The organism is Amycolatopsis sp. NPDC045836, from assembly GCF_056431745.1.
Genome location: NZ_JBWKKF010000013.1, coordinates 241357 through 265963 on the forward strand (window position 1 = coordinate 241357; position 24607 = coordinate 265963).

A 24607-nucleotide genomic window follows, 5' to 3' on the forward strand; every position below is an offset into this window, starting at 1 on the left:
CGTGAACGCGAAACTGCAGCAGGTGAACGGGCTCGACTTCGCGGTGGCGGACCTGGCGCTGGCCGAATCCGGCCGCCACCAGCTCCGCCTCGCCGAGCACGAAATGCCCGGCCTGATGGCGATCCGCGCCGAATACGCCGAGTCGAAGCCGCTGAAGGGCGCCCGGATCGCCGGGTCGCTGCACATGACCGTGCAGACCGCCGTGCTGATCGAGACGCTGGTCGAGCTCGGTGCCGAGGTCCGCTGGGTGTCCTGCAACATCTTCTCCACCCAGGACGAGGCCGCCGCCGCGGTGGTGGTCGGCCGGGACGGCACACCGGAGCGGCCCACCGGCACCTCGGTGTTCGCCTGGAAGGGCGAGACGCTGGACGAGTACTGGTGGTGCACCGAGCAGCTGTTCACCTTCCCCGGCGGCCACGCGCCGAACATGCTGCTCGACGACGGCGGCGACGCCACGCTGCTGGTGCACAAGGGCGTGGAGTTCGAAGCGGCGGGCGCGGTGCCCGAGGCCACCGAAGAGGACCCGGAGGAATACCGGATCATCCTGCGCACCCTGCGTGAAAGCCTGGCCGCCGACCCGAAGCGGTTCACCCGGATCGCGGATGGGATCAAGGGCGTCACCGAAGAGACCACCAACGGCGTGAAGCGGCTCTACAAGCTCGCCGAAGAGGGCAAACTGCTCTTCCCGGCGATCAACGTCAACGATTCGGTGACCAAGTCGAAGTTCGACAACAAGTACGGCATCCGGCATTCGCTGGCCGACGGCATCAACCGCGCCACCGACGTGATGCTCGGCGGCAAGCTCGCGGTGATCTGCGGTTACGGCGACGTCGGCAAGGGCGCCGCCGAATCGCTGCGCGGCCAGGGCGCCCGCGTGGTGGTCACCGAGGTCGACCCGATCTGCGCGCTGCAGGCGTCGATGGAGGGGCTGGAGGTGGTGCGCCTGGAGGACGTGGTCGAAAAGGGCGACCTGTTCATCACCACCACCGGCAACCTCGACATCATCATGGCCGCCGACATGGCGCGGATGAAGCACAACGCCATCGTCGGCAACGTCGGCCACTTCGACAACGAGATCGACATGGCCGGGCTGGCCAGGGTGCCGGGCATCCGCAAGGTGGAGATCAAGCCCCAGGTGCACGAGTGGATCTTCCCCGACGGCCACGCGATCATCGTGCTGTCCGAGGGCCGCCTGATGAACCTCGGCAACGCCACCGGGCACCCGAGCTTCGTGATGTCGAACTCGTTCAGCAACCAGGCCATCGCGCAGATCGAGCTGTTCACCAAGCCGGGTGAGTACCGGACCGACGTCTACCGGCTGCCCAAGCACCTCGACGAAAAGGTCGCCCGCCTGCACCTCGACGCGCTCGGCGTGCGGCTGACCGAGCTGACCAAGAAGCAGGCCGAGTACATCGGCGTGGACGTGGCCGGCCCGTACAAGGCCGACCACTACCGCTACTGACCCGCCGGGGCGACGCTCACCGGGACGCCGTTGAACACGGCGTTCCCGGAGAGCACGTCCACCACCCGCTCGTCGGTCAGCGCGTTCGCGTTCACGCCGGGATCGGTGGTCGCGACGCGCTGGCCGCGGCCGGTGTGCCCCCAGCCGTGCGGCAGGCTGACCACCCCCGGCATGATCCCGTCGTTCGGCTCGACCGGCACCACCAGTTCACCGGCGGACGAGCGGACCACCGCCCGCGCGCCGAGGCCGAGCCGCTCGGCGTCGGCCGGGTTGACGTGCAGCGTGCACTGGTTGCTGCCGCCCCGCAGGCCGGGCACGTTGTGCAGCCAGCTGTTGTTCGACCGCAGCTGGCGGCGGCCGATCAGCAGGAACTCCGGCGCGGGCTCGGCCAGCCGCGCCCGCAGGCGGGCCAGGTCGCCGGTGATCGGCGGCGGGCTCAGCTCCACCCGGCCGGACGGCGTGCAGATCAGCTCCTTGACCCGCGGCTCCAGCGGCCCGAGGTCGATGCCGTGCGGGTTCTCCCGCAGCTTCCGCAGCGACAGGTCGTACGGCCCGAGTTGCAGCATCGCGTCCAGCATCAACTCGGGCCCGCTGTCCCCGGTGAGCCCCGCCCGCATCTCCTCCGACCCGCCGGTCAGCTGGCCGACGATCATCTCGTCGAGCACCGACGCCGGTGTGCTCGCGGGCTGCCCGGACACGATCAGCGTCAGCTTCGCCAGGATCTCGGCTTCGGAGAGCTGGTCGTCCTCCAGCGGCAGGATCGCCGGGGAGAACCGGGTGTAGTTCCGGACGGTCACCGTGAGCAGCAGGAAGTCGTAGTGCGGCATCTGCAGCATCCGCGGCGGCGGCAGGATCACGTTGGCGTGCCTGGTGGTCTCGTTCAGGTACGGGTCCACGCAGACCATGAAGTCCAGCTGCGGCAGCACCTCGTCCAGGCGCGGGCCGTTCGGCGCGGACAGCACCAGGTTGCCCGCGATCGAGATGAGCGCCTTGACCTGCCCCTCCCCCGGGGTCTCGATCTCGTCGGCGAGCGTGGCCACCGGCAGTTCACCGAGCGCTTCGGGCAGGTTCCGCACGCGGCTGTGGAAGTTGCCGGTGCGGAACGCCTGGCCGGTGCGGAAGACCTCCAGCGCGGCGGTGCGGGTGAACATCACCCCGCCGGGGCGGTCGAAGTTGCCGGTCAGGATGTTGACCACGTCGACGAGCCACTGGGTGAGCGTGCCGAACTCCGAGGTGCAGGTACCGATCCGGGTGTAGACGGCGGCGGTCGGCGCGGCGGCCAGCTCACGGGCGGTCCGCGCGATGTCGCCGGCCGGGATGCCGCAGATCGGGGAAACGGCGGCCGGGGTGAACTCGGCGGTCAGCTCGCGCAGCTCGTCGAGGCCGTTGACGTCCAGGGTGACCGTGTCCAGTTGCTCGGCGAGCAGGGTGTGGACGATGCCGAGCAGGAAGAAGGCGTCGGTGCTGGGACGGATGAACAGGTGCTCGTCGGCGAACTTCGCGGTGCGCGTGCGGCGCGGGTCGACCACGGTGATCTTGCCGCCGCGGCGGCGCAGCGCCTTGAGCCGCCGGGGGAAGTCGGGGGCGGCGCAGAGCGAACCGTGGGACTCCAGCGGGTTGGCGCCGATCACCAGCAGGTGGTCGGTGCGGTCCACGTCGGGCACCGCGATCGCCATCGGGTCGCCGAAGAGGTACCCGCTGGCCACGTGCTTGGGCATCTGGTCGATGGTGCCCGCCGAGTAGACGTTGCGGCTGCCCAGCGACTGGGTCAGCGGCACCCGGTACATGAACCCGGCCATGGTGTGGAAGGTCGGGTTGCCGAAGTAGACCGACAGCGCCTCACGCCCGTGCTGCTCGACCACCGCGGTCAGCCCGCGCTCCACCTCGGCGAACGCCTCGTCCCAGCTGACCTCGTGCCAGGTGTCACCGCGCCGGACCATCGGGTGGCGCAGGCGGTCCGGGTCCTCGTCGAGCTGGCCGAAGCTGGCCCCCTTGGGGCAGACGTACCCCTGCGAGAACGGGTCGTCCGGATCGCCCTTCACCGAGGTGACCCGGTTGTCGTCGTCCAGCGTGAGCCGGAGGCCGCAGACGGCGTCGCAGATGGAACAGGTCCGGTGCGCGGTTCTCATCGCCTACTCCCAGGGGGTGGTGGTCCTTGCATCATTGCCCCCGGTGGCGGGCCGGGATTCCTCTCGACTGCGGTGTTGGCCCGGCTGGCGCGATCATGAAGAGTTCCTCATCATCGCTTCATCGGGCGTTGTCCCGGCAGGCGGAAGGTGGAGGCATGACGAAGGCGTCGCGCCTGCTCGCGCTGATCGCCGCGCTCGCCCTGCCGGTGGGAGCGGCGGTGGCGTTGCTGCTGCTCGCCGATCCCGAGCCGCCACGCGAACCGGCGACCGTGCGGATCGGCGAGTCGGCCACGTTCACGCCGCCACCGCCGTCGTCCGCACCGCCGTCGAGCACGGCGCCTTCGGACACCTGGCTGCCCCCGCCACCGCCCGTGGACGACGATGACCTGAACAGCGACCTGAACAGCGATCTGAACAGCGACCTGGACGACACCGACGATGACGACGACTGATCCGCGCCGCATTCCCGCGCGGGTCCGGATCATGGGCTGGTTCGTGGTGGTGATGGCGGCCGGGCTGGCCGCGGTGGTGCTGCTGGTCTCCGAGTTCGAGTACGACGCCATCGACGACCGGGTGAACCGCAGCCTGGACCAGGACTCCGAGGAGTTCCGGACCTTCGCCGCGAACGCGGTCACCGCCGACGGCAGGCCGCTGCGCGATCCCGAGCAGATCCTGCGGTTGCACCTGCAGACCCAGTACACCGATCCGGCCGAGGTGCTGATCGGCGCGGTCGGCTCCCCGGAGCTGCCGAACCTGATCGGGCAGGGGCGCACCGGCGGCAAGGGCATCGACCCGACCGTGGTGCGCCAGATCATCACCGCCGAGCACTCGACCGGCGCGGTGCACACGTCGGCCGGGGAACTGCGCTGGTCGCGGGTGGAGATGCTGCCGCCGGAGCGGGGCGACCAGCCGGCGGGCTGGTTCATCAGCGGGTTCTTCACCGACGCCGAACGGCCGGAGGCGGCGTCGACGGTGCGGTCGCTGATCGGGGTCTGCGCCATCGCGCTGGTGCTCGGGGCGGGCATCTCGTGGTTCGCCGCCGGGCAGATCCTGGCGCCGATCCGGACCGTGCGGCTGGCGGCGGCGCGGCTGACCGAGCACGACCTGACCCACCGCATCCCGGTCGACGGCCGCGACGACATCGCCGCGCTCGCCGAGCAGTTCAACGCCATGCTCGACCGCCTCGACCAGGCGTTCCGCACCCGGCGCGAATTCCTCGACGACGCCGGGCACGAGCTGCGCACGCCGATCACCATCGTGCGCGGTCACCTGGAGCTGCTCGGCGACGACCCGGCGGAACGCGCCGAGGTGGTCCGCCTGTGCACCGACGAGCTGGACCGCATGGCCCGCATCGTCGACGACCTGCTTCTGCTGGCAAAAGCCGGTCAGCCGGACTTCCTGCGCCCGGCGTGGACCTCGGTGCCGGAGCTGACCAGCGACCTGGACGCCAAGGTGCGTGCGATCGCCCCGCGGGCGTGGTCGCTGGAGGCGATCGGCGAGGGTGAGGCGTGGCTGGACGGGCAGCGGATCACGCAGGCCGTGCTGCAGCTGGCGCAGAACGCGGTGCAGCACACCGCGGCCGGTGACGCGATCCGGCTGGGGTCCTCGCTGACCGGTGACACGGTGGCCTTCTGGGTGACCGACAGCGGTGCCGGGGTGCCCCCGGAAGAGGCGTCGAAGATCTTCGAGCGTTTCTCGCGGGGTGCCTCGGGTAGCCGGGACCCGACCGGAGCCGGGCTGGGGCTCGCCATCGTGAAAGCCATCGCCGACGCCCACCACGGCCGGGTGCTGGTGCATTCGCCACCGGGTGAGGGCGCCACCTTCGGCCTGGAGCTACCTGGAGGTTCGCGGTGAGCCGCATCCTGATCGCCGAGGACGAGCAGCGCATCGCCTCGTTCGTGGAGAAGGGCCTGCGGGCCAACGGTTTCACCACCACCGTGGTGACCGACGGCGACGCCGCCCTGACCAGCGCGGTCTCGGAGGACTTCGACCTGGTGGTGCTCGACCTGGGCCTGCCGAAACGGGACGGTTTCGACGTGCTGCGGGCCATGCGGGCGGCCGGTGCGCACACGCCGGTGATCATCCTGACGGCCCGGGGTTCGCTCGGGGACACCGTCGCCGGCCTCGAAGGCGGTGCGGATGACTACATGGCAAAACCGTTCCGCTTCGAGGAACTGCTGGCGCGGATCCGGCTGCGGTTGAAGCCGGCGGGCGGGGCGCCGGAATTGACCGTGTTGCGGCACAACGGTTTGTCGCTGGACCTGCGAACGCGGCGGGCGCAGACCCGGGAGTCCACAACGGACTTGACGGCGCGGGAGTTCGCCCTGCTGGAATTGTTCCTGCGGCACCCGGGGCAGGTGCTCTCGCGGGAGCAGATCCTGTCACACGTGTGGGGGTACGACTTCGATCCGGGGTCCAATGTGGTGGATGTGTACGTTCGAACGGTGCGGCGGAAGGTGGGGCAGGACCGGATCGCGACGGTTCGGGGGATGGGGTATCGGCTGGTGTGAATTCGTTGGGGGGCCACCACCCCGGTTCTTCATTGTGACTACGGCGAAGACCGGGGTGGGGCGGGGGTGTGGGTGCTGCTGGGGCTTTGTTCCCGTCTTGCGTTCGTTTGCCCGAGCGGGGTGCTTCGAGGTGCGCGCGGGAGGTCTGGGGCTGCTTGGGGTCCTGCCCCCGTCTTGGTCTCCGCCCCGCCTTACGTTTCCCTGCCCGAGCGAGCGATCACCTGGATTCCGCCCATCCTGCGTTTCGCCGACCAAGCGGGCAGCAAAGGGGCGCGCGAGCGTGAGCGGAGCCGGGCCCGCGACTACGGCAGCAGGCCGGCGGCGGGCTGCACCCGGTTCCGGCCTCGGTGTTTGGCGGCGTACATGGCGGAATCGGCGGTGGCCAGCAGGTCCTGCACCGTCCGGCCGTTGTCCGGGGCCAGGGCCGCGCCGATCGAGATGGAGACGTGGCCCGTCGGGATCGGGAGGGCCGCCACGCCCTGCCGCAGCCGTTCCCCGACCGCCAGCAGTTCACGTGCGGAGATGTCCGGCAGGGCGACCACGAACTCCTCCCCGCCGAACCGGCCCACCAGGTCACCCGAGCGCACACCCGCCGAGATCGCCTTCGCGACCGCCTTCAGCACCACATCACCGGCGCCGTGGCCGTGTTCGTCGTTGATCCGCTTGAAGTGGTCCAGGTCGATCATCAGCACCCCGAACGTGCCCAGCCGCCGCCCGGTGCGCTCCAGGGCGTGCGTGGCGAACTCGGTCCACGTCGTCGCGTTCAGCAGTTGGGTCTTGCCGTCGGTCTCGGCGGCCTTGCGGAACCGCGCCACCTGCGCCGACCGCCCCAGCACCACCAGCACGGCCGGCACCCCGACCAGCAGCACCGCCGGGGTGGTCACCACGCACGCGGCCAGCAGGCCGAGGCCCATGGCGCCGACCTCCAGCACCTGCTCACCGAAGCCGCCGACCACGTCGCGCACCCGCGTCCGCGGCTCGGACAGCAGTTTGACCACGCAGATCAACGCGTAGTTGACGAACCACCGCACGGCACCCGCGACCACCACCAGGGCCACCGCCCACGCCGACTCGGGCGCCCCCGGCGAGACCGCCAGCACCACCACCGCGGCCTGGTTCGCCAGCAGCACCGTGCACGCCGAGTACCACCAGCGGTGCGGGGGCATGGTGCCGCGCCGGTACCAGACCCGGAACCACATGTAGCCGTAGCCGAGCAGCACCATCGCGCTCGCCAGCGCGGGGGGCAGCACGATCACCCCGGCGAAGTTCCACACGCTCGTGGTGCTCAGGTAGGGCCCGGTGCCGGCGGCGATCTCCCGCTTGCGCTCGATCGTCCTGGACAGCTCGACGTGCCCGACCAGGCAGGCGGCGAGCAGCGCGAAGCGGGCCAGTCCACCGGCGTCCACCGGGGCCAGCGCTACGGTGCCCGCCGTGGCGGCGAGCGCCACCACCTCGACGGCGAGCACCCACACCACGACCTGGCGTGGTGCCGCCCAGAGGGCCCACCCGGCGGGACGGCGGAACGAACCCATATCTTCACCGTAACCAACCGATCACGGTTTGTGTACAGGCCCGCTCATACCGGATGCTGAAACCACCCGGACAGCCGAGTGGCGCCGGGATCCGCCCGACGGGGAGGTGAGCAGCCGTGCGCGAGAACAACTGGTGACCCGCCCAGCAACCGGTCCTACCCGTGGCTCAGTACGAGAAGAGGTGACATTCCCCATGCGCGAGCAGGAGAACAACTGGTGATCGAGCAACGGCCGCCCCCCGTCCGCGACGGTCAGCCAGCCGCCGCGGACGGGGATGCCGAGGCCCGGCGCCACGCCCCCGCCGCCACCACGGCGGCCAGCGTGCCCACGGCCGCGGTCAGGCCGATGGCCCCGGCCGGACCGGCCAGCCCGGCCAGCGCACCGGTCGCGACGATGCCCAGCCCCTGCGCCACCCGCAGCGCCGCGCCCGCCAGGCCGAACGCCTGGCCCAGCAGTTCCTCCGGGGTTTCCCGGACGAAGGCCGCCTGCGTGACCATGTCGTGCGCCGACGCCACCCCGCACAGCGTCCACAGTGCCACCGACACCCACAACGACGGTGCGGTGAAGCAGGGCAGCAGCACCGCGCAGCTGACGATCGCGAGTGGACCCAGCAACCGCAGCCGCCAGCGCTCCGGCACCCAGCGCGCGAGCACCAGGTTGCCCAGCACGGTCCCCGCCGGATTGGCCACCAGCAGCCAGCCCGCGCCCGCCGCCCCCGCGCCGATCTGCTCGGCGTACGGGATCGCCAGCCCCTCCGGCGCGGTGTAGAACCCCGCCACACAGGCCAGCAGCAGCAACGTCCGCAGCTTCGGCCGCCGCGCGATCAGCCGCGCGCCCGCCCGCGCCCGCCGCCACGGGGTCATCCCGGCGACCGGCCCCATCCGCACCTCGGCCCGCACCCCGACGGCGATGACCAACGCGGACACCAGGAAGGTCACCACGTCGGCCAGCAGCACCGCGGGCACCCCGAGCAGCGCCACCAGGCCACCGCCCAGTGGCAGCCCCACCAGCAGCGCCACCTGGAAGGTGGTGCTCACCACGCTCACCCCGAGGTCGTGCAGCCCCAGCGGGCGCAACCACCGCACCAGCAGCGAGGCCCTGGCCGCGGAGAACGGCGCGGACAGCAGCTGCACGGCGAACACCGCCGCGCACAGCGCCCAGATCGACAGGCCGGGCACCAGCATCACCGCGACCAGCGCGGCCCGGACCAGGTCGGCGGCGATCAGCACCGCGCGGGCCGGGTAGCGGTCGGCCAGCCCGGCCAGGAACAGCCCGCCGAGCAGGTCCGCCAGGAAGGTCAGCGCCCAGGCCAGCGCGGTCCAGGCCGCCGACTGCGTGCGCTCGAAGACCAGCACCGCGAGCGCCACCCTGGCGAGCTGGTCGCCGGCCACCGAGACCACCTGGGACAACCACATCGCGGTGAAGGAGGGGACCCGGAACACCGCGGCGTAGGAGCCCATCGCGGGTTCACCGCCGCCCGGCCAGGCCGAAGGCGTCGCCGGGCGGCACCGGACCGGTCACCGGTGCCGCGTCGGTGAGCGGTTCCGCCTTGCCGCGCAGGGATTTCAGCTCGTGGCCGGTCAGGCAGCGCGCCGGGAAGGCGGCCGCGGCGGCGCGGCGGGCGACCTCGGCGGACGGCAGTTCCACCGCCGACGCCGCCAGCACCAGGTTGCCGAACCGCCTGCCCCGCAGGATCGCCGGTTCGGCCAGCAGCAGGACGTGCTCGAACACCGAGGTGACCGTCGCGAGCACCCGCCGCGCGAACTCCAGCCCCGGGCCGTCGGAGATGTTGACCAGGTAGGTGCCGGTCGGCCGCAGCACCCGCGCGATGTCCCCGGTGCACTCGAGGGTGGCCAGGCGGCTGGGCAGCGACGCGCGTTCGAAGGCGTCCAGCACCACCAGGTCGGCCGACCGCTCGCGGCGGGTGGCCAGGCCCTCGCGGCCGTCGGACTCGCGCACCCGCAACCCCGGCACCGCCCGCAGGTCCAGCTGCGCACGCACCAGTTCGATCAGCGGACCGTCCGCTTCGAACACCAGTTGCCGCGAACCCGGCCGGGTGGCGGCGATGTACCGGGGCAGCGTGCACGCGCCGCCGCCGACGTGCAGCACGTCGAGCGCCAGCCCCGGCAGGCAGTCGACCACGTCGCCGATCCGGCGCACGTACTCGAACTCCAGGTGCGACGGCCGATCAAGATCCACATAGGACTGCGGGACGCCGTCCACGCTGAGCTGCCAGCCGTTCGCGCGGTCGAGGTCGCGGATCAGCTCCGCGGTGCCGAACCGCACCGGGTACCGCCCGGCCACCGGCGCGCCCGCCCTGCTCCGCCGCCCCATGCCGCTCACCCCCATCACTCGTTCGAGTACCCAACGTTAACCGCTGCCGAGGCGCCGGGCGGCTTCGTTCTCGTGCGCCAGCCGCCGCAGGGCGCTCAGGATGGCGTCGCCGACCACGGTGCCGATCACCATCCGCTCCACCGCCTCCCCGCGATCGGCGCCGCGCCGGGTGTAGTCGATGTCGACCTCGGCGATGCGCTCGGAAGCCTCGGCGTAGGCGTCGAGCAGCTGCAACAGGTCCTCGCCGTGCAGTTCGAGCAGGGTGGCCAGCGCCGCGGACAGCGCCTGCATCGGCGGCGCGTCCGGTTTGACCTGCCAGTCGCGCCGTTCGATCAGCTCGTGCGCGATCCGGCAGGCGGCCTCCTGCGCCGGGCCGCCCGCCGACGGCAGGTGGGCGGCCAGGTTGCGCTGCACCGTGCCGAGCACCTTGTACATCGACTTGTCCGGATTGCCCATGGTTTCCAGCACGTCGCGAACCGCGGCGATGGACAGCCCGCCGACCTCGAGCAACGCCCGCACCAGCTTCAGCCGCCGCACGTGCTCCTCGCCGTACCGGGCCTGGTTCGGGCTGGTCAGCTCACCGGGCGGCAGCAGCCCTTCGCGGAGGTAGTACTTGATCGTCGGCACGGCGACCCCGGTCCGCCTGCTCAGTTCCGCTACCCGCATGCCTCACGCCTCCTGGTTCCGGGTCTCAGCCTACGGACACCACCGCTATCCATTTCCGCTTGCCTTTCACTCGACTGAGTGGATAGTGTCAGTATCCGATAGTAGAAAGCGCCACTATCCATACTGGGAGGAACGATGGACGTGGGCTCGATGCGGACGTGGCACCGGCCGCTGGTGCTGTTCACCGCGGCCATGGCGGGCACCGCGGTGCTCGCCGCCGCCGGGCTGGTGCTCGACGACCGCGTCCTGCTGGGCGCGCCGATCTGGCTGAAGCCGTTCAAGTTCGCCGTGTCGCTCGGCGCCTACGCGCTGACCTGGGCCTGGATGCTGACCTTCCAGACCCGCTGGCCGCGGCTGGGCTGGTGGACCGGCACGGTGATCGTGGTGGCGGGCTCGGTCGAAATGGTGGCGATCGTCGGGCAGGTCGTCCGCGGCACGCGCAGCCACTTCAACCAGTCCACCGAGTTCGACGCGCTGGTGTTCAAGCTGATGGGCGGCACCATCTCGGTGCTGCTGGTGGCGCACTTCGTGCTCGGCGCGGTGCTGCTGGCCGGCAAGTACGCCGATCGCGCGTCGGCCACCGCGATCCGGCTCGGCATGCTGCTTTCGGGCATCGGCCTGGCGCTGGGTGTGCTGATGGTGCTGCCGACGGCGGACCAGCTGGCCGGTGGCATCACCGACACCATCGGCGCGCACGCGGTCGGGGTGCCCGACGGCGGGCCGGGCATGGCGGTCACCGGGTGGAGCACCACCGGCGGCGACCTGCGCATCCCGCACTTCGTCGGCATGCACGCGCTGCAGGTGCTGCCGCTGCTGCTGATCGCGCTGACCGCCGCGGCCAACCGGGTGCCGGTGCTGCGTGATCCCGACGTCCGCAGGCGGCTGGTCTGGGTGGCTTCCGGTGCCTACGCCGGCCTGCTCGCCCTGGTCACCTGGCAGGCCCTGCGTGGCCAGCCGCTGGTCGAACCGGACGCGCTCACCCTCGGCGCGTTCGCCGCACTGGTGCTCGCCACCGCGCTCGCCACTGGCAAAGCCCTTGTCCCCCAGCGAGTTCTGGAGCACCAGCGATGATGCCCACCTTGTTCGACCTGACCTTCGTCCTGGTCGCGCCGTTCTGGGCGCTGATGATCCTGGCCCCCGGCTGGACCTGGACGCGGAAGCTCCTCGCCTCACCGCTGGTGTTCGCCCCACCGGCCCTGCTCTACCTGCTGGTCGCGGTGCCGCGGCTGGCCGAGGTGCTGCCCGCGGTGGCCCAGCCGTCGCTGGCCGGCTTGCAGGAGCTGGTGGCCGAGCCGGGTGCGGCGACGCTGGTGTGGGCGCACATCATCGCCTTCGACCTGTTCGTCGGGCGGTGGGTGTACCTGGAGAACCGCGAGGTCGGCGTGCACCCGCTGCTGATGGCGCCGCTGCTGGTGCTGACCATCCTGCTCGCCCCGGTCGGCGCGCTGGCCTGGCTGGTCATCCGCTCGGTTGCAGGGCGATCGCGAGCAGCTCGCGAGCCGGGCCTCGCGGGGTCCGGCCGGTCGGCCAGATAGCCCGCAGGCGCCGGCCGAGGTCCAGGCCGGGCACGGCGACCCGGACCAGCGTGCCCGCCGCCAGCTCCGGCGCGACGGCGTGCGCGCTGAGCACGGCGGGCCCGATGCCGCCGACCGCGGCGGCCTTGATCGCCGTGGTCGACGACACCTCCAGCACGGGCTCGGCGAGCGCACCGACGGCGTGTGCCCGCAGAGCCCGTTCCAGCGCCTGGCGAGTCCCGGACCCCGGCTCGCGGCTGACCAGCGGGGTCGCCGCCAGCTCGGCCGCCCGCGGGCGGCGGCGCCGGGCCGCCCACGGATGCCCCGGGGCCACCACGAGCACCAGTTCGTCACGCGCGACTTCCTTGTGCTGCAAGCCTTCCGGGAGGCCCGGGCCCTCCACGAAGCCCAGTTCGACGGTGCCCGCGAGCACCTGCGCGGCGACGTCGGCGGAGTTGCCGGAGGTCAGCGCGACCACGGTGCCCGGATCGACCACCTTGAGCGCGATCAGCCAGCGCGGCAACAGGTACTCGGCGACGGTGAGGCTGGCGGCGATCCGGACGTGGCTGTCGCGATCGGCGCGCAACGCGGCGATCCCGGCCGCCAGATCGGCTGCCGCGTCGAGCACCGGCTGGGCCCAGCCGGCGACCAGCTGCCCCTCGGTGGTCAACCGGGCACCCCGGGCACCGCGGTCCAGCAACGGCGCACCGGCGTGCGCCTCCAGCTGCCGCAGCCGCACGCTGGCCGCGGGCTGCGACATGCCGTGCGCCCGCGCGGCCCGGCCGATGCTGCCCAGCTCGGCCACGCTGAGCAGCAGGTCGAAGCTGGTCAGATCACGCACACGCGGCGGCAGGGGCATAGGCGGAGTTTATGCATCCATAGCGCTTTGGGGTCTACTGCCGACCCCCGTTCACCCCGGAGGGTGGGGCGGTGACCCGCACTCCCGAAATCGCTCCCAACCTGTTCGCCTCGATCATGGGCACCGGCATCGTGGCCACCGCCGCGGCCACCCTGCCCCTGCAGTTCCCCGGCTTCCGCACCGCCGCCACCCTGGTCTGGGCGGTGGCCGCGGTCCTGCTGGTGGTGGTCAGCGCGACGGCGGCGGTGCGGCTGCGCCGGTCCCACGCCGACGACCCGGTGATGGCGCAGTTCTGGGGTGCGCCGCCGATGGCGCTGTGCACCGTCGGCTCGGGCGCGCTGCTGCTGGGCAGGGACTGGCTCGGCCTGGACGCCGCCCTCGCCGTCGACTGGACACTGTGGACGGCCGGCACGGTGTTCGGCCTCGGCACGGCGATCTGGGTGCCGGTGAAGATGATGACCACGCAGCAGGTGCGGCCGTCGCAGACCTTCGCCGGCTGGCTGATGCCGGTGGTGCCGCCGATGGTCTCCGCCTCCGGTGGCGCGCTGCTGGTGCCGCACCTGCCACCGGGTTTGCGGCTCGCCATGGTGCTGGCGTGCTACGCCATGTTCGGCGTGAGCCTGTTCGCCACCCTGTGCCTGCTGCCGCAGATCTGGCAGCAACTGGTGCTGGGGCGGTCGGACAACGTGCCGACGGTGTGGATCGTGCTGGGCCCGCTGGGCCAGTCGATCACCGCCGCGAACCTGCTCGCCGACCCCGCTTCGACGGTGCTGCCCGCCCCGTACGGCCAGGCCGCCACCGCCTTCGCCCTGCTCTACGGTGTGCCGGCGCTCGGTTTCGCCCTGCTGTGGTCGGCCATCGCCGCGGCGGTCACCCTGCGCGCCGCCCGCCGCGGCCTGCCGTTCGCGTTGACCTGGTGGAGCTTCACCTTCCCGGTCGGCACCGTGGTCACCGGCGCCAGCGCCCTGTACGCCCGGGTGCACTCCGGCTTGTTCGCCGTGGTCGCGGTCGCCGGTTACCTGGCACTGGTGACCGCCTGGCTGACGGTGGCACCGCGGACGGTGCGCCTGTTCCGCCGCTCAGGTGGCCACCACGTGACCGGTGGTTTCGTCGACGTGCTCGGGGATCGCGTCGTGCTGGTCGCCGACGGACAGGGTGCCGGTCGGCTCGAACAGCAGCACCGAAGCACCGTCTACTGAGGACGGTTTGTGGAAGGTCCCCCGCGGCACCACGAAGGCGGCCCCCTTCGGCAGCACGACTTCGCGTTCCTCCCCGTCCCGGAGGGCGATGCGGATTTCGCCGTCGAGCACCAGGAAGAACTCGTCGGTGTCCTCGTGGACGTGCCACACGTGTTCACCGGCGAACTTGGCCACGCGCACGTCGTAGTCGTTGACGAAGGCGATGATCCGCGGGCTCCACGCCTGGTCGAAACCGGCGAGCACGTCGTCGAGGGAGATCGTTTGCTTGCTCATGCGTTCAGCATGGGCGCTGGCGCGGGCCGGGTGTGAGTGCTAGGAATCGCACATGTCGCGTGAATCCTCGCATCGGGTGGTCGCCGTCGTCGACCACGGGTCCAACCCGTTCGAGCTGGGGGTGGCCACGGAGCTGTTCGGGCTGCGCCGCCCCGAGCTGGACCGGCCGTGGTACGAGTTCGCCCTGTGCGCGGCCGAGCCGTCGATCCGCATGCACGAGGGGTTCTTCACGCTGTCCGGCGTCCGCGGGCTCGACGCCGTGGACGAGGCAGGCACGGTGATCGTGCCGAACCGCCCGGATCCGGAGTCCGCGCCCGACCCGCGCGTGCTCGACGCGATCCGGCGGGCCCACGACCGGGGCGCGCGGCTGGTGAGCTTCTGCACCGGCGCGTTCACCCTCGCCGCGGCCGGGGTGCTCGACGGACGGCGTGCGGTGACGCACTGGCGCTGGGCAGCCGAGTTCACCGCGCGCTTCCCCGCCGTCGACCTCGCGCCGGACGTGCTCTTCGTGCACGACGGCAACGTGCTCACCGCGGCCGGGAGCGCCGCCGCGCTGGACCTGGGCCTGTACGTGATCCGGCAGGACCACGGCGCCGAGGTGGCGAACGCGGTCAGCCGGCGGCTGGTGTTCGCCGCGCACCGGGACGGCGGGCAGCAGCAGTTCATCGAACGCCCGGTGCCGGAGGTGCCCGGCGCGTCGCTGGCGCCGGTGCTCGCCTGGGCGCAGGAACACCTGGACCAGCCGCTGACCATCGGCGACCTGGCGGCCTTCGCCGCGGTCAGCCCGGCGACGCTGCACCGGTGGTTCCGCGCCGAACTCGGCACCACACCGCTGGCGTGGCTGACCGCGGAACGGGTGTCGCTGGCCTGCCGCCTGATCGAACGCGGGGAACAGCGGCTGGCACTGGTGGCGCGGGCGAGCGGCCTCGGCACGGCGTCGAACCTGCGCACCCAGCTCCGGCGCCGGACCGGCCTGACGCCGACGGCCTACCGGCGGCGCTTCCCGGCCTGACTCAGGAGCAGCCGCCCGCCTCGGGTGCGCTGTTCAGGCCGACGTGCTCGCCGACGCCCTCGTCCGCGGCGGCGGCCAGCACCGCGTCGAGCAGGTGCGGGAACCGGGCTTCGAGGTCGTCCCGCCGGAGCCGGACGTAGCAGCGGGTGCCCTCGTCGCGGCTGCAGGTGATGCCCGCCGCCCGGAGCACCTTCAGGTGGTGGCTGAGCGTCGACTTGGCGACCGGCGCCCGCAGTTCGCCGAAGTTGCGTTCCGCACCGTCCGACAGCAGCCGCACCAGGCCGACGCGCAGCGGGTCACCGAGCGCGGCCATCACCTCGGTGAGCTTCAGCTCGCCGACCTCGGGATGACGCTGGTGCCGCATGCCTCCAGCCTACTCGTTCGATGATCGGCGAATGTTCTGCTAACTTATTCGATAGTTGACGAACATCGAACGAAGGATGTTGAGATGGAACTCCTGGACCAGCGGGCTCTTGTCACCGGCGCCACGTCGGGAATCGGCCGGGCGGCCGCCCGGCTGCTCGCCCGTGAAGGCGCCACCGTGATCGTCACCGGCCGGAACCCCGAGCGGGGTGCCCGAACCGTCGCCGAAATCGAATCCGACGGCGGCCGGGCGGCCTTCGTCGCCACCGACATGACCGACTTCGACTCGGTACGGCGCTTGGCCGCCGAGATCGGCGAGGTGGACGTCCTCGTCAACAACGCCGGCATCTTCCCCTTCGCGCCGACGGTCGAGCAGGGGCTCCCGGACTTCGAGGCGATCTTCGACGTCAACGTGCGCGCCCCGTACTTCCTCACCGCCGCACTGGTACCGAAGATGCTGGCGAAGGGTTCCGGCAGCATCGTCAACGTCACCAGCATCGGCGGCACCCTGGGCCTACCGAATTCTTCGGTGTACAGCGCCAGCAAGGCGGCGCTGGAGTCGCTGACCCGGACGTGGGCGGCCGAGTTCTCGGGCTCGGGCGTGCGGGTGAACAACGTCTCCCCCGGCCCCACCCACACCGACGCCGTCCTCGCCCAGAACGGGGAGGCCGTCGCGGACCTCGGTGCCGCCGCCCCACTGCGCCGGACCGCCGATCCGCGGGAGATCGCCGAGGTCGTCCTGTTCCTGGCTTCGTCCCGCTCGAGCTACCTCACCGGCTCCACCATCACCGCTGACGGCGGCCTCAGCGTGGTCTGATCAGCGCTGGCCGTAGGTCCGGAGCTTGTCGTGGACGCGGTCCACTTCGATCTTGGGGAGGATCGAGGGGGAACCGGCGGCGCGGGCGAGCAGCCAGACCTGGCAGCACCACTCCAGTTGCTGGGCCCGGTGGTAGGCCGCGGGGAGGCCGTCACCGTAGGTGAGGGTGCCGTGGTTGGCGAGGAGGCAGCCGCGGCGGCCGTCCAGGGCGGTGAGCACGGCTTCGGCGAGGGCTTCGGTGCCGTAGGTGGCGTAGTCGGCCACCCGCGCGGTCGGGCCGATCGCGGCCAGCATGTAGTGGATCGGCGGCACCTCGGCGACCAGCGTCGACACCGCCGTCGCGTACACCGAGTGGGTGTGCACGACCGCGGTGATCGGGGCCCCGTCCGGGTCTTCGGCCCGCCGGTAGACGGCCAGGTGCATCGGCAGTTCGCTGGTCGGCCGCAGCTCGCCGTCGACGGGGGAACCGTCGAGCGCCACCACCGGCACGTCCTCCGGCCGCAGCACGGCGTAGTCCACCCCGGTCGGGGTCACGGCGGCGTGCTCACCCACCCGCACCGAAATGTTCCCCGAGGTCCCGACCACCAGTCCGTCCGCGGTCATCCGCCGCGCGTGGTCGCACACCTGCGCGCGCTCGTCGGCGAGCAACATCTACCGCCTCCACAAGGTCCATTGTGGACAAATTCGGCTGCCCCGGCGCCGGCGCGGCCGTTGCCGGGTACGCCGGACGCCCACGCCCCACAAGGTACGTACTCGCCGGGCCGGGGCCAAGCTGCTCGAGCCACGGCGTGACGGCCGAGCACAGCCGCTACCGCGCAACTGCCGCGCTGGGGCTGGAGGCGAGCTCAGAGCGAGGCGAGCGCGCGGTAGGAGGCCAGCAGCTGCTCGCGGTCGAAACCGCTGGTGGTGATCAGGAATTCGTCCGCCGCGGTGGCATGGGCGAGCTTCTCCAGTGCCTGCGCCACCTCGCCGGCGGTGCCGTAGATCTGGCCGCGCAGTGACTCCTCGAAGTATTCGCGTTGCCTGCCGGTCATTTCGAGACCGAGCACCTCCGCGGGCGGCAGCAGCGGCGGGAACTCACCACGCGTGCGCGAGTAGGCGCTGGACCACGCTTCCGAAACGAGCAGCTCCCGGGCCCGCGCGGTGGTCTCGGCCACCGCGACCGCCCGGCTCACCACCACGTACGGCGCCGATCCCCAGGCGCCCGGGCGGAAGCGCGAACGGTAGCGCGCGATCGTCTCCACCATCCGGTCGTCCCCGCCGACCGCGGCGACGACCAGCGGCAGGCCGAAGTCGGCGGCGTGGTCGGCGCCGGCGCCGGTGGCGAGCACGAACGGTGACACCCGCAACCCCTCGGCGGGCCGCGCGTGCACCGACGGGTGCGCCTCCTGGTCACCGGTGAAGTAACCGAGCAGTTCGGCGAGTTGCTCGGGGAACCGGTCGGCGTCGGCCTTGTCGTGGCCGAGCGCGCGGCGGATGCCGCCGGTGAAGCCCACCGAACGGCCGAGCCCCATGTCGATCCGGCCGGGGTGCAGCGCCTCCAGCACGCCGAACTGCTCGGCGACCACCAGCGGCTGGTGGTTCGGCAGCATCACCCCGCCGGTGCCGACGCGGATGCGGGAGGTGGCCGCCGCCACCGCCGCGGCCAGCACGGTCGGCGCCGAGCCGGCGATCCCCGGCACCGAGTGGTGCTCGGACACCCAGAACCGGTGGTACCCCAGCCGCTCCAGCTCGACGGCGAACCGCACGGTGTCCCGCAGCGCCGCGGCGTGCGTCGAGCCACGGGGCAGCGGCGAGCGGTCGAGCACCGAAAAACGGTCCGGAACGGTCACCACGATTCCAACGCCGGTCAGTACCGGACATTCCCATTGACCAGGCGTAACGGCCTACTTACCGTCCGAATCGCTCCCCTTTCCCCCTCCCGGAGGTCTCAATGACGAGATCACTGCTGGGTGCCGTCGTGTCCGCGGCCGCCCTGCTGACCCTTATCCCCGTCCCCGCGCAGGCCGCGCCGACAGCACCGTCAGCGCCGTCGGCGGCCATCTGCAACAAGCACTGCGAGCCACGCGACCCGGCACTCGCCCCGCAACCGCGGCAGGCGGTCACCGCGGACCTCGCGGGCCGCCGGTACGCCCTGCTCTTCGACGACGGCGCGGCGATGGGCTGGGCCGCGGTCTCGGGCGCGAGCACCGGCGACGAGGTCTGGCTCGACCGGTCCTTCGACGGCGGGCACACCTGGGCGCCGGGCAGCAAGCTCGGCGCCACCACCGTGCCCGCCGGTGCGGGCGGCTGGCGCACGATGATGTACAACGTCGACGACTGGGCCAACCGGGGCGTCGGCGCGTTGCGGGCCTGCGGCCGCCCGGCCGGGCAGAGCGCCATCGCCTGCACCGCCTGGGCCCGCACCACCTGGAACGCCTGGGACCGCCGCACCGCCGCGGCCACCGGGCTGATGCAGTTCTACGACCAGGGCACCGGCCTCTTCCGCACCACCGGCTGGTGGAACGCGGCGAACGCGCTGAACGGCATCATCGACGGCATCCGCGTCTCCGGTATGAACAGCTACCAGTACGCCATCGCCAACACCTACGACCGCAACCGCTCCGCGCACCACGGTGAGTTCCGCAACGAGTACCTCGACGACACCGGCTGGTGGGGCCTGGCCTGGGTGGCCGCCTACGACCTGACCGGCGACAGCCGTTACCTGCACACCGCCCGGATCGACGCCGAGCACATGGCCGCCTACTGGGACGGCGTGTGCGGTGGCGGGGTGTGGTGGCGCACCGACCGGCCGGTCAAGAACGCCATCACCAACTCGCTCTACATCCAGCTCAACGCCGCCCTGCACAACCGGATCCCCGGCGACACGGTGTTCCGGCAGCGGGCGAGCGCCGGCTGGGCGTGGTTCAGCGCCAGCGGCATGATCAACTCGGCGAACCTGGTCAACGACGGGCTGACCAGCTCGTGCGTGAACGACGGCAACCCGGTCTGGTCCTACAACCAGGGGGTGCTGGTGGCCGGGTTGACCGAGCTGAACCGCGCCACCGGGGACCCCGGACTGCTGGCCAGGGCCCGGCAACTGGCCAACGCCTCCACCACCGACGGCACGCTCAACCCCGGCGGCATCCTGCGCGACCCGTGTGAACCGGCGAACTGCGCCGCGGACGGGCCGAGCTTCAAGGGCGCCTACACCCGCGGGCTGGGCAAGCTGAACAACGCCCTGCCCGACCGTCCATACACGACCTACCTGCGGCGGCAGGCCGACTCGGCGTACGCGCACAACCGGACCGCGCTGAACACCTACGGCCTGCGCTGGGCGGGCCCGTTCGACGTGGCCGACGCCGCCCGCCAGCACAGCGTGCTCGACCTGCTCAACGCCACCCCGTAAGAGCTCGGATTGCGGGTCACAGACCCGGCGCGTAGCCTCGCAGGAAACCGGCCGCTCGAGTGATTTCCTTACCAGACCGCGAAAAGCGTGGTTTGTTTCCTGCCGAGGTGGTGTTGTGCGGGACGAAGAACGGGCGTACACCGACGCCCTCCCCGCCGACCCGGCGGCACTGGCCCCGGCCAGGCACGCCCTGCGGGCCTGGCTCACCGGCGGCGGCCTGCCCGAGGAACTCGTGCAGGACGCGCTGATCGCCGCCGGTGAGGCGTGCGCCAACGCCATCGAGCACGGTTACCGGGACGCCGGCGACGGCCGGGTGCACCTGCGGGCCGTGCTCGACGGCAGCCGCCTGGAGATCGTGGTCTCCGACCACGGCACCTGGCGGCCCCCGCCGCCGGACCGCGGCAGCCGCGGGCACGGCCGCCTGATCATGGAGCAGCTGATGGACAAGGTCAGCATCGAGGGCGGTCCCACCGGCACCACCGTGCGGCTGGCGAAGGACCTGCCGCCGGCCTGATCAGCCGGAGGACATCTCGGCGACGAACCTCGACGCCACGGCGTGCAGTTTGACGTTCTCCTGCTGGGAGCGGTCCACCAGCTCCTGGAACGCCTGCTCGGCGGTCATCCCCCTGGCCGCCATCAGGATGCCCTTGGCCTGCTCGATCACCGCCCGCGACTCCATCGCCCGGCGCAGCTGCGTGATGTGGTCGCGGGCCCGCAGGTAGCGGAGGGTGCCGCGCACCGTGGTCTCCGCCATCACGGCGTACAGCTCCAGGTACTTCTCGTCGAGTTCGCGGAAGCCGTGCCCGCCGAAGCCGAAGAGGTTGATCGCGCCGACGAAGTCCTCGTCCACGGTGAGCGGCGAGGCCAGATAGCTGTGCACCCCCAGCTGCTCCGCCACCTCGGCGAACTCCGGCCACAGCTCGACGGCCGTCTCGACCTCGATGCGGACCACCTTGCCGGTCCTGATCGCCCGCAGGCACGGGCCGTCGTTCTGCTCGTACTGCTTGCCGTCGATGTCGTTGGCCCGCTGATCGGTGGCGGCGGCGGTTTCGTAACCACCGTTGCGCGTGCGCAAGGTAATGCTGGCCACATCCGCCCCCGGCACCACCCGGATCACCTGCTCGCACACGGCCTGGAGCACCGGCCCCATCTCGTCCGCGCTGCCCAGCGCGGCGGCCAAGTCCTCCAGCGCCCCGGTGACCTCGTCGAGGTGTCTCAAGGACTGCTCCACTGTTTCCATGTCAACCGTTCCCAGCCATCACCAGGAGCCCGCCGACACGTGCGAACCCCGGAACCCCATCCGAAATTCGGCCGCTGCGTCTCAACGGAACCGACGCGATACTAACCGAGGTGCCGCCGGTGACGACGGCGCTGCCGGTGCCGCTGCACCCCCAGGGTGGCGATCACCCCGGTGAGCACGCCCGCCGCCGCGGGCAGCGCCGAAGCGGAGCGGCGCGGCGGCAGCACCGGCCGGACGACCACCGGCTCCGGCGGCCGCACGGTGACCGGGGCGTCCCGGGCGGTGGCCGTCCACGCGGTGATGAACACCAGCAGCCGCGACACCAGCGAGATGAACACCAGCACGCCGATGACCGAGCCGAACGCGGCACCGGTCGGCGAGCTGCTGACCAGGCGCAGGTAGATGCCACCGGCCTGCTTGAGCACCTCGAATCCGACGGCCGCGGCCACCGCGCCCCGGACGGCGCTGCGCGTGCCGACCGGCTGCCGCGGCAACCGCACCAGCACCCAGAGGAACACCAGCGCGTCGGCGACCAGCGCCAGCACCACCGAGCCGATGCCGAGCAGGGGCGCGGCCCAGCCGGTGTGGTCCAGCCCGGTCAGCCGCAGCAGCCAGTCGCCGAACGCCCCACCGGAGACGGTCAGCGCGAACGAGACGACCAACGCCGCGACCAGGCTCAGCAACGCCAGGAAGTCCTTGACGATCATCTGGAGCAGCGGCGGGTCGGTGCGGTCCTGGTCCCACATCGCGGTCAGCGCGTCCCGCAGCGAGTTGATCCAGTTCCAGCCGGAGTACAACCCGATCAGCAGGCCGAACACGCCGACCGAGGTGCGCTGCTCGATCAGCTTGCCGAGCAGGTCGCCGACGCCCTGCCCGAGCGGGCCGGGCACCGCGCGCAGGATGCCGTCGGACAGTTCCTGCAGCAGTTGCGGCTGCCCGGCCAGCACGTACCCGGCCACCGAGAACGCCACCATCAGCATGGGCACCACCGACAGCACGCTGAAGTAGGTGATCGAGGCCACGTAGTGGTACCCGTGGTAACCGATGTACCGGTCGACGGCCCGGAAGAGGTGGTCGATCCACCGGTGGCGGGCTCGGAGTCGCGCGGGAAGATTCTGCACGGTCCATTACTAACCGCTGGAGCCGCCCGGTGCGTGCAGGACCCGCCCGGGTGAGGGAGTCAGCCGAGCGAAGCCCAGAAGTCCAGCCGGTGCTCGGCGGCGAAGTCGACCGGGCGGATGGCGTCCGGCGCCAGCGACAGCACTTCGCGCCGGGGCCACGGCGGCAGGCCGTCCGCGGTGGGTGCGCCGGTCCTCGCGAACCCGGTCCAATAGCGGATCATCGCCTCGGACAGGTTCCGCTGCGCGGGGTTCGCGTCCCGGTCGAAACCGGCGTCGCGGAACAGGTACGGCACTTCGGCCGCGTGGTAGGCCCCGGTCGGGAAGGTGTCCGGGAACGGCAGGTACGACGGTGCCCCGCGATCGGCGAATTCATAGGTGTACAGCGGATTCCTGGCGGCGACCAGGTCGGCGAGGCGGCTGGTGCCGCGGGCCCACATCCGGTCGGTGAGCACGTCGGCCCACGCCACGCTCGGCGACGGGTGGGCGCTCAACGGGTATTCGGCGGCGATCCGCTCGGCGTCGTCCCCGAACGCTTCCCGGAGCAGCCGCGGGTACTGCTCCGCCGTCACCGGTTGCCCGGCGAGGTCGTAGAACAGGCCGACGAAGCCGCGGTGCTCGTCGCGCGTGGTGCCGAGCAACACCGGTACCCGGTGGAACCTTCCCCGTTCGTACCCGGTGTCCGGGGCGTCGGGCAGCACCTCGTTGCCGTACGCGACGGCCTGGAACACCCGCATCAACGGGAACAACCGCTCGACCGGCAACGCCCGCAGGCAGTCCAGGGCGGTGGCCGGATCGGGGCAGCCGAGCTGCGCGGCCATCGCGGTGCCGAGCCCGGTCACCTCCTCCGTGCTGCGCCAGGCCAGCCACGGACTGGCGGGCAGGCCGGGCATCAGCGCCCCGGCGGGCATGTCCAGCAACGTCATCGGGCTCTGCAACACGGCTTTGTGGAACAACCCGGCCGACGCGGGCGCCAGCAGGTGCGCGCTCACCGACTGGGCACCGTAGGACTCGCCGAACAGCGTGACGTTGCCGGGATCACCGCCGAACGCCGCGATGTTGTCCCGCACCCAGCGCAACGCCGCCTGCTGGTCCTGCAGGCCGAAGGTGCCGGAACCGGCCAGCCCCGGGTAACCGAACGCACCGAACACCCCGAGCCGGTAGTTGACCGTGACCACCACGACGTCGCCGGTGCGCACGAGGGCGGCCGGGTCGAACAGGCTGCCGCCGCCGACCACGCCGTCTCCGTGGAGCCACACCAGCACCGGTTTCCCGTCCCCGGTTCTCGGCGCGGTGACGTTGAGGAACAGGCAGTCCTCGTCGGTGCTGGAGGTCCTGGCGTATTCGGTGCCTTCCTGCGGGCAGAGGCTGCCGGGTTCGGTGGCGTCCCGCGTCCCGGTCCACGGCGCGGCGGGCTGCGGTGCCTGCCAGCGCACCGGTTTCGCCGCGTAGGGGATGCCGAGGAACTGGCGCTGGTGCTCGGTGACCACCCCGCGCACCGGACCCGCCTGCGGGCGCGCGACGTCCGCAGGCTCGGGTGCGCACGCGGTGCCCAGCAGGAGCAGCGCGACGAGCGCGATGGCCGCCCTCATGGCGTTTTCCTCGTCGCCAGCTCGAACAACGTGACCAGCTCCTCGGTGTAGCCCGCCAGGTCCAGGCCGGGGTCGGTGCGCAGCTTGAGGAGCAGGCCGTCGCGGGCCGAACGGATGGCCATGGCCATCACCTCCGGGTCGAAGTCGCGGAACTCGCCGAGGCGCTGGCCGGTGCGCAACAGGTCGGCGAGGGCGCGGAGATCGGCTGCCAGCACGGGATCCGGGCCCTCACCCGGTTCGGCGCGGGCGACTTCGAGCATGGCCGCCAGGTGCGTGCGCCGCTCGCCGGCGAACTCCGCGTTCGCCGCGATGAACGCGCGCAACTGGGCGGCGGGCCCGCCGGCGTCCGCCATCCGTTCCACCACGAACTCGGTGAAGTCGGCCAGCACCGTGCCCACCACTTCGTCCATCAACTCGCGTTTGCTCGCGAAGTGGTAGGAGATCAGGCCGGTGCTGCTCAACCCGGCCTGCTTGGCGATGCGGCCGAAGGAAGCCTTGGCGTAGCCCTCGGTCGCGATCACCACCACGGCGGCGTCGACGATCTGCCTGCGCCGCGCCCGTTCCGTCACGGATGCCATCGTTTGCTCACTTAAGCTAGT

Annotated in this window: 25 protein-coding genes; 11 read left to right on the plus strand and 14 right to left on the minus strand. The window is 71.8% G+C overall.

The genetic code is table 11. From position 1 onward, the window contains the following. Position 1 precedes the first annotated feature (1 nt). Positions 2–1462, plus strand: a complete 1461-nt coding sequence (gene ahcY / locus AC07EG_RS25335; protein ID WP_478255660.1) for an adenosylhomocysteinase — start codon at positions 2–4, stop codon at positions 1460–1462. Here the strand turns inward: ahcY and AC07EG_RS25340 are convergent. Continuing rightward, positions 1456–3591 carry a molybdopterin oxidoreductase family protein gene (locus AC07EG_RS25340; RefSeq protein WP_478255661.1) on the minus strand — a complete coding sequence of 712 codons (2136 nt, stop codon included), beginning with the start codon at positions 3589–3591 and terminating at the stop codon, positions 1456–1458. The two genes, ahcY and AC07EG_RS25340, sit on opposite strands and share 7 nt — an antisense overlap. A gap of 155 nt (positions 3592–3746) precedes the next feature. On the opposite strand from AC07EG_RS25340, the gene AC07EG_RS25345 reads away from it, so the two are divergent. Genes AC07EG_RS25345 through AC07EG_RS25355 form a run of 3 tightly spaced genes read left to right on the plus strand, consistent with a single transcriptional unit; the run spans position 3747 to position 6101 of the window. Further along, positions 3747–4043 (plus strand): hypothetical protein, encoded by a 297-nt coding sequence (locus AC07EG_RS25345; RefSeq protein ID WP_478255662.1) that lies wholly within the window; start codon positions 3747–3749, stop codon positions 4041–4043. Then, positions 4030–5445, plus strand: coding sequence for a sensor histidine kinase (locus AC07EG_RS25350; protein WP_478255663.1), 1416 nt, complete (start codon positions 4030–4032; stop codon positions 5443–5445). The genes AC07EG_RS25345 and AC07EG_RS25350 overlap by 14 nt, the downstream gene beginning before the upstream one ends. Beyond that, entirely contained in the window at positions 5442–6101 is a 660-nt protein-coding gene (locus tag AC07EG_RS25355; protein ID WP_478255664.1) for a response regulator transcription factor, read from the plus strand. The genes AC07EG_RS25350 and AC07EG_RS25355 overlap by 4 nt, the downstream gene beginning before the upstream one ends. Positions 6102–6403: 302 nt before the next feature. On the opposite strand, the gene AC07EG_RS25360 is transcribed toward AC07EG_RS25355, so the two are convergent. The 4 genes from AC07EG_RS25360 to AC07EG_RS25375 all read right to left on the minus strand — a co-directional run bounded on the left by AC07EG_RS25360 (position 6404) and on the right by AC07EG_RS25375 (position 10633). Then, positions 6404–7633 (minus strand): GGDEF domain-containing protein, encoded by a 1230-nt coding sequence (locus AC07EG_RS25360; protein ID WP_478255665.1) that lies wholly within the window; start codon positions 7631–7633, stop codon positions 6404–6406. A 251-nt stretch (positions 7634–7884) separates the two neighbouring features. Then, positions 7885–9093, minus strand: a complete 1209-nt coding sequence (locus AC07EG_RS25365) for an MFS transporter (protein ID WP_478255666.1) — start codon at positions 9091–9093, stop codon at positions 7885–7887. Between the two features lie 7 nt (positions 9094–9100). Further along, the gene (locus tag AC07EG_RS25370; RefSeq protein WP_478255667.1) at positions 9101–9967 is read right to left on the minus strand and encodes a spermidine synthase; all 867 of its coding nucleotides are present in this window, start codon (positions 9965–9967) and stop codon (positions 9101–9103) included. 36 nt (positions 9968–10003) lie between these two features. Beyond that, positions 10004–10633: a MerR family transcriptional regulator gene (locus AC07EG_RS25375; RefSeq protein WP_478255668.1), complete on the minus strand. Its 630-nt coding sequence runs from the start codon at positions 10631–10633 to the stop codon at positions 10004–10006. 135 nt (positions 10634–10768) lie between these two features. Between AC07EG_RS25375 and AC07EG_RS25380 the strand changes: the two genes are divergently transcribed. Then, the gene (locus tag AC07EG_RS25380; protein WP_478255669.1) at positions 10769–11704 is read left to right on the plus strand and encodes a hypothetical protein; all 936 of its coding nucleotides are present in this window, start codon (positions 10769–10771) and stop codon (positions 11702–11704) included. Further along, entirely contained in the window at positions 11701–12168 is a 468-nt protein-coding gene (locus AC07EG_RS25385) for an ABA4-like family protein (RefSeq protein ID WP_478255670.1), read from the plus strand. The genes AC07EG_RS25380 and AC07EG_RS25385 overlap by 4 nt, the downstream gene beginning before the upstream one ends. On the opposite strand, the gene AC07EG_RS25390 is transcribed toward AC07EG_RS25385, so the two are convergent. After that, positions 12092–13006 carry a LysR family transcriptional regulator gene (locus AC07EG_RS25390; RefSeq protein WP_478255671.1) on the minus strand — a complete coding sequence of 305 codons (915 nt, stop codon included), beginning with the start codon at positions 13004–13006 and terminating at the stop codon, positions 12092–12094. The two genes, AC07EG_RS25385 and AC07EG_RS25390, sit on opposite strands and share 77 nt — an antisense overlap. A gap of 71 nt (positions 13007–13077) precedes the next feature. On the opposite strand from AC07EG_RS25390, the gene AC07EG_RS25395 reads away from it, so the two are divergent. Beyond that, positions 13078–14205 (plus strand): TDT family transporter, encoded by a 1128-nt coding sequence (locus AC07EG_RS25395; RefSeq protein WP_478255672.1) that lies wholly within the window; start codon positions 13078–13080, stop codon positions 14203–14205. Here AC07EG_RS25395 and AC07EG_RS25400 read toward each other — a convergent pair. After that, positions 14086–14478 carry a cupin domain-containing protein gene (locus tag AC07EG_RS25400; protein ID WP_478255673.1) on the minus strand — a complete coding sequence of 131 codons (393 nt, stop codon included), beginning with the start codon at positions 14476–14478 and terminating at the stop codon, positions 14086–14088. The genes AC07EG_RS25395 and AC07EG_RS25400 overlap by 120 nt on opposite strands. A 52-nt stretch (positions 14479–14530) precedes the next feature. Here AC07EG_RS25400 and AC07EG_RS25405 point away from each other — a divergent pair, with 52 nt between their 5' ends. Next, positions 14531–15490 carry a helix-turn-helix domain-containing protein gene (locus AC07EG_RS25405; protein ID WP_478255674.1) on the plus strand — a complete coding sequence of 320 codons (960 nt, stop codon included), beginning with the start codon at positions 14531–14533 and terminating at the stop codon, positions 15488–15490. Position 15491: 1 nt separating this feature from the next. Here the strand turns inward: AC07EG_RS25405 and AC07EG_RS25410 are convergent, their stop codons facing one another. After that, entirely contained in the window at positions 15492–15854 is a 363-nt protein-coding gene (locus tag AC07EG_RS25410; protein WP_478255675.1) for an ArsR/SmtB family transcription factor, read from the minus strand. An 84-nt stretch (positions 15855–15938) separates the two neighbouring features. On the opposite strand from AC07EG_RS25410, the gene AC07EG_RS25415 reads away from it, so the two are divergent. After that, positions 15939–16670, plus strand: a complete 732-nt coding sequence (locus AC07EG_RS25415) for an SDR family NAD(P)-dependent oxidoreductase (RefSeq protein WP_478255676.1) — start codon at positions 15939–15941, stop codon at positions 16668–16670. Here AC07EG_RS25415 and AC07EG_RS25420 read toward each other — a convergent pair whose 3' ends face one another. Together AC07EG_RS25420 and AC07EG_RS25425 are read right to left on the minus strand one after the other, a co-directional pair. Continuing rightward, positions 16671–17321 carry a class II aldolase/adducin family protein gene (locus AC07EG_RS25420; RefSeq protein ID WP_478255677.1) on the minus strand — a complete coding sequence of 217 codons (651 nt, stop codon included), beginning with the start codon at positions 17319–17321 and terminating at the stop codon, positions 16671–16673. 194 nt (positions 17322–17515) lie between these two features. Further along, complete coding sequence (locus tag AC07EG_RS25425) at positions 17516–18502, minus strand: MsnO8 family LLM class oxidoreductase (RefSeq protein WP_478255678.1); 987 nt, start codon at positions 18500–18502, stop codon at positions 17516–17518. 101 nt (positions 18503–18603) lie between these two features. Between AC07EG_RS25425 and AC07EG_RS25430 the strand changes: the two genes are divergently transcribed. Next, a complete protein-coding gene (locus AC07EG_RS25430) occupies positions 18604–20058 on the plus strand; it encodes a glycoside hydrolase family 76 protein (RefSeq protein ID WP_478255679.1) in 1455 nt (484 codons plus the stop codon). A 115-nt stretch (positions 20059–20173) separates the two neighbouring features. Further along, the gene (locus tag AC07EG_RS25435) at positions 20174–20572 is read left to right on the plus strand and encodes an ATP-binding protein (protein ID WP_478255680.1); all 399 of its coding nucleotides are present in this window, start codon (positions 20174–20176) and stop codon (positions 20570–20572) included. Here the strand turns inward: AC07EG_RS25435 and AC07EG_RS25440 are convergent, their stop codons facing one another. From AC07EG_RS25440 to AC07EG_RS25455, 4 genes are all read right to left on the minus strand, one after another. Beyond that, entirely contained in the window at positions 20573–21298 is a 726-nt protein-coding gene (locus AC07EG_RS25440; RefSeq protein WP_478255681.1) for an ANTAR domain-containing protein, read from the minus strand. A gap of 101 nt (positions 21299–21399) precedes the next feature. After that, entirely contained in the window at positions 21400–22419 is a 1020-nt protein-coding gene (locus AC07EG_RS25445) for a YhjD/YihY/BrkB family envelope integrity protein (RefSeq protein WP_478255682.1), read from the minus strand. 59 nt (positions 22420–22478) lie between these two features. Next, a complete protein-coding gene (locus AC07EG_RS25450) occupies positions 22479–24008 on the minus strand; it encodes a carboxylesterase/lipase family protein (protein WP_478255683.1) in 1530 nt (509 codons plus the stop codon). Continuing rightward, positions 24005–24586: a TetR/AcrR family transcriptional regulator gene (locus AC07EG_RS25455; protein ID WP_478255684.1), complete on the minus strand. Its 582-nt coding sequence runs from the start codon at positions 24584–24586 to the stop codon at positions 24005–24007. The genes AC07EG_RS25450 and AC07EG_RS25455 overlap by 4 nt, the downstream gene beginning before the upstream one ends. Between the last annotated feature and the right edge of the window lie 21 nt (positions 24587–24607).